Origin of the sequence: Laceyella sacchari, assembly GCF_004343255.1 — a bacterium.
Lineage (GTDB): Bacteria > Bacillota > Bacilli > Thermoactinomycetales > Thermoactinomycetaceae > Laceyella > Laceyella sacchari.
This window is the reverse complement of sequence record NZ_SMDD01000001.1, coordinates 154062-170356: the sequence shown is the minus strand read 5'-3', so window position 1 is coordinate 170356 and position 16295 is coordinate 154062. Positions and strand designations below refer to the sequence as shown.

General features: G+C 50.0%; 12 protein-coding genes. 8 read left to right on the top strand and 4 right to left on the bottom strand.

All coding sequences use genetic code 11. The features are described 5' to 3' along the window. Nucleotides 1-100: 100 nt before the first annotated feature. On the top strand, nt 101-8149 hold the full coding sequence (locus EDC32_RS00850; RefSeq protein WP_132219641.1) for a type I polyketide synthase: 8049 nt from the start codon (nt 101-103) through the stop codon (nt 8147-8149). A gap of 364 nt (nt 8150-8513) precedes the next feature. Further along, complete coding sequence (locus EDC32_RS16820; RefSeq protein ID WP_211341879.1) at nt 8514-8825, top strand: membrane protein insertase YidC; 312 nt, start codon at nt 8514-8516, stop codon at nt 8823-8825. A gap of 250 nt (nt 8826-9075) precedes the next feature. On the opposite strand, the gene EDC32_RS00840 is transcribed toward EDC32_RS16820, so the two are convergent. After that, nucleotides 9076-9405 (bottom strand): DUF2606 family protein, encoded by a 330-nt coding sequence (locus EDC32_RS00840; RefSeq protein WP_132219640.1) that lies wholly within the window; start codon nt 9403-9405, stop codon nt 9076-9078. Between the two features lie 546 nt (nt 9406-9951). Beyond that, nucleotides 9952-10371, bottom strand: coding sequence for a hypothetical protein (locus EDC32_RS00835; RefSeq protein WP_132219639.1), 420 nt, complete (start codon nt 10369-10371; stop codon nt 9952-9954). A 33-nt stretch (nt 10372-10404) separates the two neighbouring features. On the opposite strand from EDC32_RS00835, the gene yidC reads away from it, so the two are divergent. Further along, a complete protein-coding gene (yidC, locus tag EDC32_RS00830) occupies nt 10405-10911 on the top strand; it encodes a membrane protein insertase YidC (RefSeq protein WP_158283165.1) in 507 nt (168 codons plus the stop codon). 143 nt (nt 10912-11054) lie between these two features. Next, nucleotides 11055-11510, top strand: a complete 456-nt coding sequence (locus EDC32_RS00825; RefSeq protein WP_132219637.1) for a MarR family winged helix-turn-helix transcriptional regulator — start codon at nt 11055-11057, stop codon at nt 11508-11510. Between the two features lie 122 nt (nt 11511-11632). Here EDC32_RS00825 and EDC32_RS00820 read toward each other — a convergent pair whose 3' ends face one another. Further along, nucleotides 11633-12715: a thermonuclease family protein gene (locus EDC32_RS00820; RefSeq protein ID WP_132219636.1), complete on the bottom strand. Its 1083-nt coding sequence runs from the start codon at nt 12713-12715 to the stop codon at nt 11633-11635. Between the two features lie 279 nt (nt 12716-12994). Further along, nucleotides 12995-14704 carry a cell wall-binding repeat-containing protein gene (locus EDC32_RS00815; RefSeq protein ID WP_158283164.1) on the bottom strand — a complete coding sequence of 570 codons (1710 nt, stop codon included), beginning with the start codon at nt 14702-14704 and terminating at the stop codon, nt 12995-12997. Between the two features lie 240 nt (nt 14705-14944). Between EDC32_RS00815 and EDC32_RS00810 the strand changes: the two genes are divergently transcribed. The 4 genes from EDC32_RS00810 (at nt 14945) to EDC32_RS00795 (ending at nt 16216) form a co-directional block, all read left to right on the top strand. Continuing rightward, nucleotides 14945-15214: a thioredoxin domain-containing protein gene (locus tag EDC32_RS00810; RefSeq protein WP_132219634.1), complete on the top strand. Its 270-nt coding sequence runs from the start codon at nt 14945-14947 to the stop codon at nt 15212-15214. Nucleotides 15215-15228: 14 nt separating this feature from the next. Then, nucleotides 15229-15459, top strand: a complete 231-nt coding sequence (locus EDC32_RS00805; protein WP_158283163.1) for a DUF2553 family protein — start codon at nt 15229-15231, stop codon at nt 15457-15459. Nucleotides 15460-15600: 141 nt separating this feature from the next. Beyond that, on the top strand, nt 15601-15798 hold the full coding sequence (locus tag EDC32_RS00800; protein ID WP_022737839.1) for a helix-turn-helix transcriptional regulator: 198 nt from the start codon (nt 15601-15603) through the stop codon (nt 15796-15798). Nucleotides 15799-15814: 16 nt separating this feature from the next. After that, complete coding sequence (locus EDC32_RS00795) at nt 15815-16216, top strand: hypothetical protein (protein ID WP_132219632.1); 402 nt, start codon at nt 15815-15817, stop codon at nt 16214-16216. Nucleotides 16217-16295: the final 79 nt, after the last annotated feature.

Here is a 16295-nt window from a genome sequence, read left to right as displayed (position 1 = left end):
TTATAATTATATGTATTTCTGGTCAAAAAATTAGCTCACTTGTGTTATGAAATAGTATAATTAAAATATTGAATACCCATACATAGAGGTGAACATTCACGTGAAGCCGAGTTCTATTGCTATTATCGGAATTGGAAGTCATTATCCAGGTGCATCCGATTTAAAAGAACTTTGGGAAAACATCCTATCCCGACGGCGGCAATTTCGAGAAATGCCTAAGCAACGGTTGCCGCTCGATGAGTATTATGATCGACGAACTGACGCCCCTGACAAAACATACGGCCGTTTTGCCGCAGTGATTGACGGTTTTTCATTTGATTGGGCTCAGCGACGCATTCCTAAGGCCACTTATGAAGGTTCCGATATTGTACATTGGTTGGCGTTGGAGGTAGCCTCACAGGCATTGGCCGACGCAGGGTACACCCGGGACAAGATCCCTAAAGACAAAACAGGGGTCATCGTAGGCAACACCTTGACCGGCGAGTTCACCCGCGCCAACACCTTGCGGCTCCGCTGGCCGTATGTCCGCAAGACCCTTCGGGCTGCCGGCAAGTCCCAAGGTTTATCCGACGCGATGATTAAACAATTGGAACAACAGATGGAGAGCATCTATAAGTCAGCTTTCCCACCGGTTACGGAAGATACGCTGGCTGGCGGATTGTCCAACACCATCGCCGGACGAATATGCAACTATTATGATCTGCACGGCGGCGGCTATGTCGTTGACGGCGCATGCTCCTCTTCCTTGCTGGCTGTGGCCACGGCTGCCGGAAAATTGGCGAATGGCGAGCTGGATCTGGCATTGGCCGGTGGAGTGGACATCAGCCTTGACCCATTGGAAGTGGTAGGTTTCGCCAAAGCTGGCGCATTGACCAAAAACGATATGAATGTGTATGACCGTCAATCCAGCGGTTTTATTCCGGGTGAAGGCTGTGGCTTCATCATGATGAAACGGTTGGAAGACGCCAAGCGGGATGGCGATTATATTTACGCTGTCATCCAAGGATGGGGCATCTCTTCCGACGGCAAAGGCGGCATCACTGCCCCCAAAGCGGAAGGACAAGCCCTGGCTCTGCTTCGCGCATACGAAATGGCCGGTTATTCTCCGCATGAACTGGATTTCATAGAAGGACACGGTACCGGTACCGTCCTTGGCGACCGCATTGAATTGCAAGCCATCAACCAAGCACGAGCAGCATATGGAGAACCGCAGGCGCGCTCTTGTGGGGTCACCTCCTTCAAATCTTTGGTCGGCCACACCAAAGCAGCTGCCGGCATCGGCGGACTGATTAAAGCCGTTTTGTGCGTGAACCAACGCGTACTTGCACCAACTGCTGCTTGCCATGAACCAAATGACATTTTCCAAACCACTGCGCAGAGCATCTATCCGATCCTGCAAGGGGAAATTCGCGCGCCAGAAGAACGTCTTCGCGCCGGGGTTTCCGCGATGGGTTTTGGCGGCATCAATTGCCATGTCACATTGGAGTCGGCCGATTTGCCCAAGCCAGAGCTCAAACCGGAGCTTGACGAGAGAGCATTGCTCGTTTCCAACCAGGACACGGAGCTGTTTGTATTTGCCGCTGACAACAAAGAGGACTTGCTGGCTCAAATCAAGGAGACCCAACAGCTTGCGGCTGGCATCAGTATCGCAGAGTTGGCCGATTTGGCCCATCTGCTCGCTGAGCGGGTAAAGCCAAAAGCGAAGGTTCGGGCTGCACTCATCGCCGACCATCCTGACCGTTTAGCAGAAAAACTGGCCTTTGTGTCGGATAAGCTGGAACAGGCTTTCCCGGCAAAAGGGGAAGTATTCACTGATATGGATAAACAGGTCTGGATCAGCAATCAAGTAAGTCGGCACCGTGTCGGATTCTTGTTCCCAGGCCAGGGATCGCAAAAGTTGAACATGGCCCGACTGCTGGTCGAACGCTTCCCTTGGGCGCGGGAAATTGCCGAGCGGGCGTGGGAAGCCGCTCCAAAAGCACAGAAAAAAATGTTCCGTCCCCTTGATCGGGCACGAGATCGTGAGGAACTGAACACATGGTCCAAAGAACTAAGCCAGACAGAAGTGGCTCAACCAGCCATTTGCTTAGCATCTACGCTGTGGCGAACATTTTTGGAAAAGTTGGGCATTCAACCCCAATTCACCGCCGGACACAGCTTAGGCGAGCTGACAGCTTTACACACTGCGGGTGCTTATGATGAAGCGACACTGTTCCGTCTGGCGGCAGCCCGGGGCAAAGCGATGTCTGCTCCGGCGGAAGAGGCAGGAACGATGGCCAGCCTGCGTTGTAATCGGCAAGAAGCGGAGGCGTTGTTGGCTGATGTGCCGGGTTACGTGGTGATCGCCAACCTCAACAGCCCGTCGCAAACCGTAATATCCGGTGAAAAAGAAGCGGTCGCCGAAGTGGTAGCTCGGGCACAAGCACGCCAGATTCAAGCAATCCCACTGTCTGTGTCCAATGCTTTCCATTCCAAATTGGTCGAACAAGCCTCTCTCTCGTTGCGTAAACAAGCTCCGTTGCCTGCTGAGCCAGTGGCGTTGGCTGTTCCCTTCATTTCTGGCATTGACGGTGAGCGGATGGACACACTTGCAGACGGAAACGATTATTTCGCCAAGCAGATCGTGGAAAAAGTGAATTTTGTCTCCCTGCTTTCCACAGTAAAAAACCAATGCGATTTGCTGGTGGAAGTCGGTCCTGGACGGGTGCTGACGGGATTGGTGGCTGAGAGTTCCATCAACTTACCCTGCTTCCCTGTCGAATCAGCACCGGGCATGCTGCAAGATCTGCATCGCTTTTTGGCGGCGTATTTTACACACGGTGGAGACGTGCAATGGACATGGTTGTATGCAAATCGCCTGATCCGTCCGTTTGTACCAGCTGCTGAAAAAGCATTTATTGTAAATCCTTGTGAAAACCCGTTAACCATTCCCGAATCCCCATTCAGCGGGACGGCTACTGTATCTTTGCCGGAACCATCCGACCTGCCGCCAGGGGTGTGGGAAAGATATCTGGAAGAGCGAGGAGCCTTTTTGTACGATGTGATTCAAGCTGATCTCAAACATATGCGCCTGACGCCCTCTTCCGGGCAGCAAACCGGGCATGCGCCGACGCCGTCCATTGTTCGGCCGACGCCAACATCCACAGAGCCCACAGCGCCATCGACAAACGCCCCATCTGTCACTCAAGCGGCAATTCAGTTGGCCGCAAAACAAACGGGGTATCCGGCCGCATCGATCACGCTTAATCATCGGCTGTTGGATGATTTAAACCTGGATTCAATCAAATCGGCGGAATTCGTCTCTTCCTTGGCGCAACAGTTTGCGGTCGCTGACAAAATCGATCCCGGCGATTTCGCCAATGCCACCTTGGCTGAAGTGTGCCAAGCGCTGGAGATGCACATCGCTCCAGTCGCGAACCAAACCGGGCAACCGGACATATCTCAAACGTTGTTGCAGTTGGCCGCTCAACTGACTGGTTATCCGGCGGATTCGATTCGCATGGACATGCGTTTGTTGGATGATTTGAACCTGGATTCGATCAAATCGGCAGAGCTCGTCTCTTCCTTGGGGCAACAATTTGCAGTCGCTGACAAAATCGATCCCAGCGATTTCGCCAATGCCACCTTGGCAGAAGTATGCCATGCGCTGGAGATGCACATCGCTCCAGCCGCAAACCGAAACCGGCTGCCGAATGTTTCGGAAACCGTGTTGCAATTGGCCGCCCAACTGACTGGATATCCGGCTGATTCCATTCACATGAACATGCGCTTGCTGGATGATTTGAACTTGGATTCCATCAAGTCGGCGGAGCTCGTCTCTTCCCTGGCGCAACAATTTGCGGTGGCTGACAAATTGGATCCCAGCGATTTTGCCAATGCCACTTTGGCAGAAGTGTGCCAAGCACTGGAACCACATGTCGCGTCGAGTGGCCAAGTAATCGAAAAGATTGACGCCGCCCATTCTTTGTTGCGCTGGGCTGCCCAACTGACCGGTTATCCGGCTGATTCCATTGATATGGATATGCGCTTGTTGGATGATTTGAATTTGGACTCCATCAAATCGGCTGAATTAGTGAGCCATGTGGCCAAAGAAATGGGCGTAGAGGAAAAAGTAGACCCGAGCGATTTCGCTAACGCTACCTTGAGAGAGATCGAACAAGCTCTCACTCCGGCGCCAGTTCAGCAACCTGTTGTTGCCCCTGTACCGGCACCGGTTCAATCAGAGCATGGGGAACGCGCATGGGTGCGAAACTTTGTTATCAATTATGTCGAAGCACCGCGCCACAGCTCAGCTCCTCTCTCCTTCCCGGAGACGACACGCTTCTTGCTGGTCGCAGAACCGTCGGAGCAAGCCTGGGCGCAAGCACTGGTTGCGGAATTATCCAGCCACCAGATACCAGTAGAGCTGTCCACCTTGGCAGAATTGTCCGCACAAAAGCAAGCGCGGCAGGAAGAAATCAGCCATGCCGTGGTCATTTTGCCGCAAGCGGATGACAAAGAAGAATTGACGGAGATGGTCAAACGGTTGCAATGCGTGATCACCCCCGGCAACGGACTAAGTTACCGGACGTCGATCAGTTATATCCAATTTGGCGGTGGCCTGTTCGGAAGCGGCACCGAACCGATTCAGCTGGCTACCTGCACTGCTAACTCTTTTGCCGCCAGCCTTCACATGGAACGTCCAAACGCCGCCATTCGAGTGATTGACCTGAGCCCGGCGTTATCTCCTGTGAACATGGCGAAACCGATTTTGGAAGAAATCATGGCAGCAGAAACGTTTGTATCCGTCGGTTATGATCAAAACGAAATCAGACGCGTTCCGCAATCTGTCGTTCAACAGCCTCAAACCTACCCTGCCCGCGCTATCTCCTGGACTGGTGAGGATGTGGTGCTGGTAACCGGTGGGGCCAAAGGAATTACGGCAGAATGTGCATTGGCAGTAGCCCGGACAACCGGCGTGAAGATGGCCTTGGTGGGCCGTTCCGGCGCAGACCATCCGGATGTGCGTCGAACCCTGGCGCGATTCCAAGAAGCAGGATTAATTTGCCGTTATTATGCGTGCGACATGGCCGATCAAGCCGCAGTCGAGTTGCTGATTAACCGCGTGCGCGAAGAACTGGGACAAGTGACGGGGGTCATCCATGGGGCTGCCTTAATGAAGCCGCGACGGGCTGAACAAATCACTTTGGCTGGATTCATGGAAGAGATCGGCCCCAAAGTGTTGGGCGCGTTTAACCTGGTGAAAGCACTCCAAGATCAACCGCCCAAGCTGTTTGTAGGCATCTCCTCCCTGGCGGGTGTCACCGGTATGGCTGGAAACACTTCCTATGGATTCTCCAACGAAGCGTTGCAATTGATTTTGCGCCGATTTGGCATGGAGCATCCAGAAACCGAAGTACTTTCCGTCGCTTTCAGCGTATGGGATGAAGTCGGTATGGGTGTACGGGCCGGTAGCATCGACTTCTTGGAGAAGAAGGGAACCTATGCCATTCCTGTCGCGGAAGGAGTGGGCCGGTTTGTCCATCTGTTCCTGCACGATCCAGCGGCGAAACAAGTAATTATCACAGCCAAGCTGGGCGGGTTGGACACTTGGCATCCTCGTCCTGTGCCAAGAGAGCGCTCCTACCGATACATCGGGGACATTCTTTACGATCATCCCGAAGTGGAGCTCATCACCCGTGTTCGCTTAACGTTGGAGCAAGACTCGTATGTAAAAGATCACGTGTACAACGGCACTTATCTGTTCCCTGCCGTATTTGGTCTGGAAGCGATGGCTCAAGCCGTCTCTTATGTCACTGGCATCGTTGATTTCAGCCATGCCCAAATCGAGGACATTCGCTTCTCCTTGCCGATCACGCTTGATCCGCACACTGGGGCGCTGATAGAAATCCGCGCGGAAGTATTGGAAGATGGTCGGGTTAAAACGGAAATTCGTACAGAGAAAAATGGGTTTACCAAACCTTACTTCACGGCGACGTTTGCGTTCCCGGCTGAGCGTGAGACGATCACGGAACCCATCACCTTCCCGGCACAAGCATTGCCCATCGATCCAAAAACCGATCTGTACGGACCACTCCTGTTCCAAGGTCCTTCCTTCCATCGGTTGGCGGATGTATACGAAGCATCGCACGATCCGGAGCAAAAAACCGGTCATTGCTTGTTCACCGCCCAAACTGGTGAAGGGGAATATGTGCTCGGTGATCCTTACTTCCACGATGCCTTGTTGCAATCTGCGCGAATCATCACACCGCAAGACTTGTGCTTGCCTGTGAAAATCGATTCCTTCCAACACCTGGGACAGGGTCTGGCCGGGTCGGGAATACGACGCGCGGTAACAAAGCTACAACAGCAAACAGATACTTCCTATACCTACATGGTAGATGTGTTGGATGAACACAACCGAGTCATCCAGCGCCTGAACGGCTACCAAGTACACTTGATGGAGCGCTTCCCAGAACTGCCGACGGCAAATGAGCTTTGCTCACCGGCATACATCGATGAACAGCGATTAGCGAAGGCGATTCAGTCGCATGCGCACACGCTGGAGGTGGATGTACCGGTCATCACGCTCACCCATTGTCCCGGCATTCATCAACAACCGCGCGAAATGCGCCATGAGAAGCTCCTGCCGTTGTATCAACGAGCAATCGCCTTGGCCGGTGGAGACGAAACATATCCGCTCACTTGGGATGAAAACGGCAAACCTCATGTGACAGGGCAAAACGGGTCAGCTGTCCGTTTCCATGTTTCGTTCTCCCATGACGACGAAATCTCCATCTGCACCGTCGGTCAAGGAGAGCAAGGTTGTGACATTCTTCCGATTGACGACAAACGGGGCGAAGAAGAATGGCATCGCCTGCTGACATCCAATCACCATCCGCTGTTACAAGCGTTGGTAGCACACGGTGATTCAGTCTCACTGGCTGGCAGCCGCATCTGGAGCGCCCGGGAGGCAGCCGAAAAGGCCAGCGGGGAAAAAGTGCGGCAATTTGAAATCGGACAGCGAGCCGACGGAGCAGTATTGCTGCGTGCGATCACAGACACCGCCGAGCTGACTGTCCTCACTTTGCCGGTCCAATTATCACTACCGGTGAAGCGGATGGTGGCCGTTGTCATCGTCTGTCAACGTGAGGAAAAAGACACCACACCATCCTTCGGTGAGTTTCATCCCGAACATGGCTTTGTCTATCGCTTCCCGCTCACATTCAAAGACGCGGCCACGTTGAGCCGGAAAGTGAGTCTCACCCGCTTCGCCGAATGGATGGGCAAAGTCAGGGAGTTATCCCTCTCTACTGTCCAAAGCCGGATTACGGAGCAGTTTGCCTCCGGTAAATGGGGCATGGTAACCAATTTCGCCCAAACAGAAATTGTTGGTGAGGCCTCATCCGATGATGTGATTGAAGTTCACTTACAAATCGATCATATCCAGGACAACCAATACATGGAGCTGGTGTACTACTGGTACAAAGTGTCTCCGAATGGAGCATTAGACCTGATCGCGACCAGCCGACAAGGGTTGACGTGGGTGGAAATCATCGGCCACGGCGTGGTTCGCCCTGCTCCGTTCCCTGACTACTACGCGCAATTCTTGCGGGAGAAATTGACGGTCATGGGGCACAACGGCCCGGTCACCCGCACAGAAACGCCTTTGTCCAAAGAGTTATTGGGGCCAGTGGTGTTCACCGCTCCGTCGGGTCCGGCTAATCGCTGGGTGTTGCAAACGGGCACCTTTGAAACTTGCTTGGAAGAGTCCAATCTTGTCGGCAATGTGTACTTCTCCAACTATACCGTGTGGCAAAACCGGGTGCGCGACCGCTTCTTCCACTCCCTGGCACCGGAATTGTTCCAAGGGACGGGAGAACATGGAGAGTGGGTGCCACTGAACAACAAAGTGCACCACTTGCGGGAAGCCATGCCGTTTGACACGATTGAAGTGCACATGTCCTTGGTCAAACGATATCAATCTGGATTAAGCCTGTTTTTTGAATACTACAGATTAGACGAAAACGGCCAAAGACATAAGCTGGCATACGGAGAGCAAGAAATTGCTTGGATGACGCGGGACGAACTGGGCAACCCGCAACCGGCTCCCATTCCCGAAGCATTTGATGAAGCCTTGTCGCAAAAACCGGTAGGGGTCCTGTCCTAACGGACATCCATCCTAAACAAGGGGTTGGCATCTGGCCAACCCCTTTTGTTGTTGTCCCTGGCAAGCTCGGCAATTCTGATGCATCATTCTTTTGACATCCGCCTAACCATGCCAGATAATTGAGAAGAAACATAAAAGCCGATGAGGAGGTGAATGCGGACGTGGTTTGAGTTCCACGAGATGATCCCAATGCTGGTATCCATCAGCGTCATCTTGACCCTTTTACTCGCGTTCAAACTGATCCGGGCTGGCCGGGACCAAATGGTGAAGCGAATCCTCTTTACCGCGCCGACGCCCCCACGCGAAACAATACGCAAACGGCAATGGCTGACGCGTAGCATAAAAAGAAGAGAAGGGCCTGAGGATGATGAGCACGTTCATCAGGCGCTTTGGCCCCATGCTACTCCTAGCCGCGGCGCTATTGTTGTTGGGCGGATGCCAAGCGCCTGGCACCCACGATCCGGGTTGGTTCGCGGGCCTCTTGGCCGGGCCTTTTACCGACTTGATCAAGATGGTGGCCGGGTTGTTTGGTGACAATTACGGCTTGTCCATCATCATGATCACCCTCTTGATCAGACTGGCGCTGTTGCCAATCATGCTGAAACAGCGTTGTTTTTATCGATTTTCATCTGATGACTGTTGGGTGTATTGTTGCTTATACTCCATCACCATTTGAAGAATCTCATCTGATTTTAGGCGACCCACGGCTTCCAAGGAGGCGATGAATCCGTTTCCTTTCGGATCACCGAACCGTAGTTTACCCAGCGGAAACCCAACAATGCCGTTCCCTGACAGACTACATCATACGAGATCTTACCTCATCGTATTCGTTATTTCATCAGTACTTGGGTGGACTCCTGATAGACATCTCATATCGGACCGTTTCGGTTTACTTAGGAACCAGTCTGAAGGAACTGTCACTGGGTTCACTTGGTAAGTTCGACTATCATCGGTTTATCGGAAATGACAACTTCCTTTTTCATGCTTGGTATTTGTATGATGTACTTTTTATCTGGTACTAACTGTTCTTTAATCTCCCCATTTTCATTGGTTAATCCTGCTTGAGGAATAGCACCTACACTCTCCCTTTCTTCTTCAGGAATAACCATTGTAATGCTGACTGCTATTCTAGAAACGGGCTTCCCTTCTTTATCCAGAACGCGAATAGTAACAGGACTTAACTTAGATTGCTGACTTTCTTCATGGGCACATCCAGCTAACATTAAGCAAACGAGGATACCGGCTAAGATACGCAATGTCGATCCCCTTTCTATAAAAACATATTTATTTTAATTTTATAAATATATATAATCTTTTTGTAACATGAATTTCTTACCTAATTGAACAACGGGAGGATACATTAGTGAAGAAGATTCTTTCCTTTTGTGGCGTCTTGTTGCTTACAGTCACATTTAGTATTTTAAATGTTATTCCTGTTCCCATATGATTGGGTATACTCTACAGACTTTTTTGTCCCATCCCAATGGATAGAATCCACTCCTCCCAGTTCGGATCGAGTTAATTATTCAGATGTTAAACATGATTGGGCGACTTTAGCGTGAGGAACATAAAAAACATATATTGCCTAATGAAGTAGTAAAAAGGCCTTAAGGGTAGTGGGAGTTTTTTTGCTACCCTTTTTTGGTTTCGGACATTACCCCACTTGCATCAATACTTGAACTTCTTCTAAATCCTGATGGTTGAGGGAGAGTATGGCTTTACATGCGATGGTCTGAATCTGATTCCTTATCTGATTGTTCAATATGGTTCCCTCCTTTCTAGCCCCACTGATTCCAGTAGGGCTAGTTTGATTTGGCCATGATGCAAACCTTGGTGATGGCTTCTGGTAGGGTAAAGCGTTTGGGATAGGGTGGGTCACATTCAAACCGTTCAATTCCCCACGTGCCCGATCGTTGAAGGGTGGCCTTATACCCATCTGCCAAACTGGAAAAGTGGAAGACCCAACCTTCTTTCCTCATGGTCTCAACGAGTAGAAAAGCGTCTTTAACATCCGTTGAGAAGTGAGGAACATAGACGGGTTCCCCATTCTTTACCCACCGGGTCATTTTGAAGGTGGTTTTCTTTTCATCCAAAAATACCCGGCGCAATTCGCTTTCCTCGTATCCCATGATGAGATAACCAACATACTCGTCTAATGCGCGAGAAGGAGGAAGCGCTAAGGCTTCCTCCCGGATAATTCTAGTTACTGTTACGGGTCTCATTGTCTCACCGCTTTGCTAGCGATGAACGAAAAGATGCGTCTCATACAACCCGAATTGCAAAAACTCCAGGAAAGGTACGGTGACAAGCCACACGATGCCAAAGCGCAACAACAGGAAATGATGCAACTGTACAAAAAGCACGATTTCAATCCCGTGGCGGCATTTGGCTGTTTGCCTATCCTAGTCCAATTGCCTATCCTGATGGGTTTTTACTATGCGATCACCGGCTCACCTGACATCGCTACACATTCCTTTCTTTGGTTCAACTTGGGACACAGCGATACAGTGATGCCGATCATTGCCATACTGGTCTCCTTATTAAACGTCAAGGTATCTGAGATCGGCTCAATGCCTCGTCAGCAAAAGTCGTTGACCATGCTGAGTTATCTCTCTCCCGTATTCATCGGGCTGATCTCCTTTAACGCCCCGGCGGTATTGCCTTTGTACTGGTCCGTGAGCGGGTTGTTTCCGATCTTTCAACACCTTCTTGCACAACGAATGTACAAAGCAAACAGCGCTACAACGGTTGTAAGCAAATGATTATTGCTAACACGCCCCCTCGACGCAGGGGGCTTCTTTGTTACCATCCTTTCATCAACATCAGCTAAACACAAATAACATTTGACAGAATGTAGATTGATTTATATAAACGAAATAGCTATCCTATCATCGACCATGACGAGGTGGAAAAAGTATTGAATTTGGATAATCATCTGTGCTTCACCATTTATGCCTGTTTTCGCGAGATCAGCCGATTGTACCGCCACATCCTCGATCCCTTGGGCATCACATATACTCAATATTTGGCGTTGTTGGTTTTATGGGAACAAGATGGAGTGACGCTGAAAGAACTGGGGCAGCGGTTGTACCTCGATTCCGGCACCTTAACCCCGCTCATGAAAAAGTTGGAGGCCATGGGATTGGTCACACGAAAACGTTCCACTGAAGATGAGCGGAAAGTGTTGATCCACCTGACCGCTGCGGGAAGGAAACTCAAGGAAGACGCTTGCCGGATTCCAGAACAGCTCGTCCAACAAAACGAAATCTCTCCTGAAGAACTGTCCCAATTGATGCAGGAAGCGCGTCATTTATTTGACCGCTTGCAGAAAGTCACCCGGAGGTTGCATCACGACTCCTGAGGCAGTATACCTTGGTGCACAATAGTATAAAGCCCCAAACTGCAACCTGATTCCCCCTCCTCAACATACACAAGCGCGTCCCAACATACATCCGGGACGCGCTTGTGTATTCATTTATTCGCTTAGTGATTGGCTGCTCCTTTAGTTGGGGTTGTGTCTTGGGTTGCGGACCAATCACCACCATCCGGCGAGCGGTACCATGAGCGATCATAACCGGTGGAACCATAGTGGTACCGATCAATGATTGTCCCATTGGGTGCTTTCAACGTAACATCATCTCCACCGCTATTGTTGAAGTAGTTATTCGTTTCCCATACAAAATAACCTTTGGCCGGAATGGAGGTACCACTCGGAATCACATAGGGTGCTCCGCCGCCGTCAACCACATCATCAATCACATAACCGGACAGGTCGATTGTAGAAGAAGTGGGATTGTATATCTCTACAAACTCGTTGGTAAATGTGCTGGAAGGGGCAGGCAGCACTTCATTGATAACCAGGTTGGCCACAGGCGTCCCACCATTGTTTGACTTGGTGTAACCCGCTGCTTTCGCATCTGCTTCACTGAAGAAAAACACCCGTTTCTCAATAGGTACTTGCTTATAGTCGGCCGGCACTACATACTTCTTCGTACTGTAATCGCCCACAAATTTGTCTTGAGGTTGCCCCGAGATTCGATCGCGGAATTCAAACGGCAATTCCTTGATCGGATTGGCAGCGCTCCACATCCCGCGCCCATTCTGCTTCGCTTCGAGATACGCATTTTGGTATTCGCTGAAGTGCAACAAGTTGGGCCAAATATAATATGTGACAGCATGTCCTTGACGCACCATCTCTTTGTTCACATCTAAGCTACCTTTGTGGAGATGGGCCAACAAGCGCCCATAAGCATCTGTTTCTTCCACGTCCGTCTCCACTGTCACTTTGGTACCGCTGGGAAGGAGTTGGGCCAAGTAATTCTTGGCGTTGGTGCCCCAGGGTTCTTGGGCCGCACCTTGATAGTTGGTTTCCGGGGTGTCGATGGACAACATGCGCACCTTATTCGTGCCCTTGATGGTCTCTTTCAAATAAACCGTATCCCCATCCACCACACGGTCCACTGTCGCAGTATACGTGGCCGCCTTCGATGTGGGGGCAAAGACTGAAATACTCGCTCCAATAGCAATCGCAATGATACCGAAAAGCACAGGCAAGCGCTTTTTCATGATGTGAACCTCCTCTTAGAAGTTAAGCACTTACTTTTTCATATATACCACAAATATATTTCGTTTTTTATAAATATTCTTTTTCTTAATTATACGTTTATACTAATTTAAGAAAAATCCGCCTTTGGCATCACTTGTTGCCCATCATGCTGATTTAGGCTAAGCCCGAGCATCCCCAAAATCACATAAAACACCGACGCGCCTGAAAAAAGTAAGGCTGTCGACCCGGTTCAGAGCCAACAGCCTTTTTTCGATTTCTTCTTGCTAAGGGGAATCCAATCAGTCAATCAAGCTTTTCAGATACGATTCCACGGTGGTATTCACCGTTGTGGTGTTGCCGATCAAGTAGAACACATCACGCTTGGTGATGCTTGGTACCGTCTTTTCCAGATACGATTTTACCATGGGGTCCAATTTGTCCCGATAGGTGAGCAACATCGGGGAATAGATGCTAGCCGCCATCGGGCTTCCGGAGATGGCATCTGGGAAATCCAGTCCGGTCGCAAAGACAATTTTGCTGGGGTCCATCAAGCCGTATTGTTCATCATAGAAGTAGTTGGCGATGTTCACGCCCACTTCAAAACGGTTGGCTCCGCTGATGCGATCAACCACGCCGCCGAAAGACTTGAGCTTGTTTTTCACTGTGTCGGACACAGTACTCGGTCCGCCGACAATGATGAAGTTTTTAATGCCGTTGGCTTTGATGTAAGTCTCGATGGAAGCCGGAACGGAGTTGGTCGACACTTCCAAGATCGGCAAAGGAATTTGGCCGGCCGGGCTGGATGCGGACAAGGCGTCAGGATAATTCAATCCGCTGGCAATGATAGCTGTATCGGTTTCAAAGCCATCTGCTTTCATCCGGGACGCGATGTTGGCGGAAACCACGAAGCGGTCTGCACCAGCGATCCGTTCCACAGTCATACCCATGTTTCTCAATGAGTTTTCCACTGCAGTGGACACTGACCCGGTTCCGCCCAAGATGATGGCGCGGGACGGTTGCAATCGTTTGATCTCTGCAGTAATTGGCGCAGGCAAGGCATTGGTGGTGGTAAGGAGCATCGGCGCAAAGTTCAATGCCGCCAGCGGCCCACCTGCCAAGGCATCCGTATACAAGTCCCCGCGCGCGAGCACAATCGTATCCGCACCATAAGGGAATGCCTCCTTGCTCACGTTAGCCGACACCGCATAGAGATCAGCTCCGGCGATGCGCTTCAACCCTGGAGCCGTCACCGTATGGCTTTGCACCACCATGTTGCCTGAAGCTGTGGTTGCCCCCAAATCCACCCCATGGTAACCGGTGGAAACCGTAATTTGCTTGTTGAAGCTGGTGCTGTTGAACGAGATATCATCTGAACCATCTAGCGCATAGAACGTGTTGCTGGCATTCGTAGCGCTTCCGCTCAGCGTCAAAGCCGTGGTATTCTTCGGCAAACGATGATCGATGGTTTTTGGGCTGGTCACACTCAGCGTTGGCAACTGGGTGTCCATCTCCATGGTCACACCGCTGACGCTCAAACTGTAGGTAACCGGCGCAATGGACATACTGAAGACTACAAAATGGTAAGTACCCGCCGGCAATGTGTCACCAGAGAAGTATTCGTTGCCGGTCTCTTCGTTCACGACAACATATCCATAATTATACGATGCCGGCTCAGTGACGTTTAAGGTACCTCCTTTGGTCACCTGCATTTTGTAAGAATGAAAGTTGCTCGGCTTCAAGGTGTTAGCCACCGTGACTTGTGTTACGGCCGTCATGGCGCGCACGGTCTTCTGAGAGAAAGAACCCGTTTTTTTCTGTTTATAAGTTTCTAGTTTATGAATGGTTTTATGACGCAACGAACTTACCATTTCATCAGCCAAATTCACCTTTTTGCTTGGCGCGGCATCAGTCAACGCCGGTTGTACAAGCAAGGAACCGATCACAGCTGTGGCTAGAACGCCTGTGAAAAACTTTTTCTTCAATCGAAAATCCCCTTTCCAGTCAATCATCCACTGCATCCACTATATTCATTCGCATATTCTTTTTAATTTGGGACGCCTTTCGCCAAAAATTTGTGACAAATTATAGCGGGAACGACACTGATGCAACACACCGTACCTCGCGCCTTTCAGCTCTCTGACCACTCAACAACAATAGTTATTTAAAGATAATAATTCTAATTTGATATTGACAATAATTATCATTGTTTGTTATCTTGATATTACACCGGTAAACAAGGAAGCATCGCCATGATGCAACGACAAGTGGGACTCCCTGCACCATCATACCCACTAGGGTGTGTATGCCAAATCAAGTTAGAGAGAAGAAGCAACGGAAAATTCTTTCTCGAGGAGCGACAGCCGCTGGCCTATTTATCAGACACGGAAAATGGGTTTATTCGTTTTCAGATGACCACTGACGGGGATGTCGGTCGCAATGCGGAAGAAGTGTTGCGTGTCCTACAAATGTTGCAATCAGGCGGGCAATGTGCGGCTAATGGGAAACCAAACCAAAAATGAGGAGGATGGCATATATGCAAAGAAAAACAAATGTGACTGACCAAGTAAAAATCAAATTGGACAATGGAAAATTGGTATTTTCCCTCGGGAGCCAAGTGATCGGCGAAATGCGTGTTTCAGATGAAGGGCTTGCGCTCTCGCCAACGTACCAACTGGAAAACGGACAGCTGTATCAATTAACAGCCAAGCCGGCTACTTCCACCGCTGATTCATATGTCGAGCATTGTGATCTGGGTTGGTGCTAATCATCAGCAGCTCATGTCCAACAGGTCCGCCATTGTGGCGGGCTTTTTTAGCTTTTATATGTAAAAAATATTTGACATCGAGTTGACGGGGCGGTACACTAAAAATGTAAAATATATTTTACATAATTGCAGAGGAAGCCTATGGAAAATCAAATCAAAGCTTTGAGAAAAATGCATGGCCTGTCGCAAGATGAGTTGGCCAAAGCATGCAATGTCTCACGCCAAACCATTAATGCGATTGAAAACAACAAATATGACCCCAGCTTAGCCTTGGCGTTCCAATTGGCGGCTGTGCTTGGTGTGACTGTGGATCAATTATTCCAGTTCAAAAAAAGTTGACACTTGGAGGGATAAGATGAAAAAGCGGTTATCACGTTCGCCCATTCTCATTACATTGGTAGGGTTGTTATGTCTGTTGGTCATCGGATTGAATACGGTTGAATATTTTCGTGGCGAACCGTTTGATCAAGGGGATGTCATGACGCTCGTCATGCTGTTTGTGCTGGCGCTGCACCTGTTCACTTGGGGAACCGATTTCAAAATGGCAAACGATGAGATGGGGAAACAAATCACCCATCACAGCGCCACCATTAGTTACCATATTTCCGTTCTCAGTTTGTTTGTCTTTTGGATTGTCGATCGGATTGTTTTCTTACGAAAAGGGGATTTCGGCAACATCTCTTTGTTTGCGGCCTTATGTTTTGTACTGGTTCTACACCCTTTAGTCCAATTTTTTGTAGCGCGTAGATACAGATAATCCATATCTTCTTAACAACCAACCCCGCTTTCAACCGAAGGCGGGGTTGATCGCGTTGGCAAAACAGCGATGATGCAGG

Excerpts from the sequence above, each read along its gene's own strand:
- EDC32_RS16820 (WP_211341879.1), top strand. The coding sequence starts at position 8,514 with ATGATGAGCACGTTCATCAGGCGCTTTGGCCCCATGCTACTCCTAGCC.
- EDC32_RS00835 (WP_132219639.1), bottom strand. The coding sequence starts at position 10,371 with ATGAGACCCGTAACAGTAACTAGAATTATCCGGGAGGAAGCCTTAGCG.
- yidC (WP_158283165.1), top strand. The coding sequence starts at position 10,405 with ATGCGTCTCATACAACCCGAATTGCAAAAACTCCAGGAAAGGTACGGT.
- EDC32_RS00820 (WP_132219636.1), bottom strand. The coding sequence starts at position 12,715 with ATGAAAAAGCGCTTGCCTGTGCTTTTCGGTATCATTGCGATTGCTATT.
- EDC32_RS00815 (WP_158283164.1), bottom strand. The coding sequence starts at position 14,704 with ATGATTGACTGGAAAGGGGATTTTCGATTGAAGAAAAAGTTTTTCACA.
- EDC32_RS00810 (WP_132219634.1), top strand. The coding sequence starts at position 14,945 with ATGATGCAACGACAAGTGGGACTCCCTGCACCATCATACCCACTAGGG.
- EDC32_RS00805 (WP_158283163.1), top strand. The coding sequence starts at position 15,229 with ATGCAAAGAAAAACAAATGTGACTGACCAAGTAAAAATCAAATTGGAC.
- EDC32_RS00800 (WP_022737839.1), top strand. The coding sequence starts at position 15,601 with ATGGAAAATCAAATCAAAGCTTTGAGAAAAATGCATGGCCTGTCGCAA.
- EDC32_RS00795 (WP_132219632.1), top strand. The coding sequence starts at position 15,815 with ATGAAAAAGCGGTTATCACGTTCGCCCATTCTCATTACATTGGTAGGG.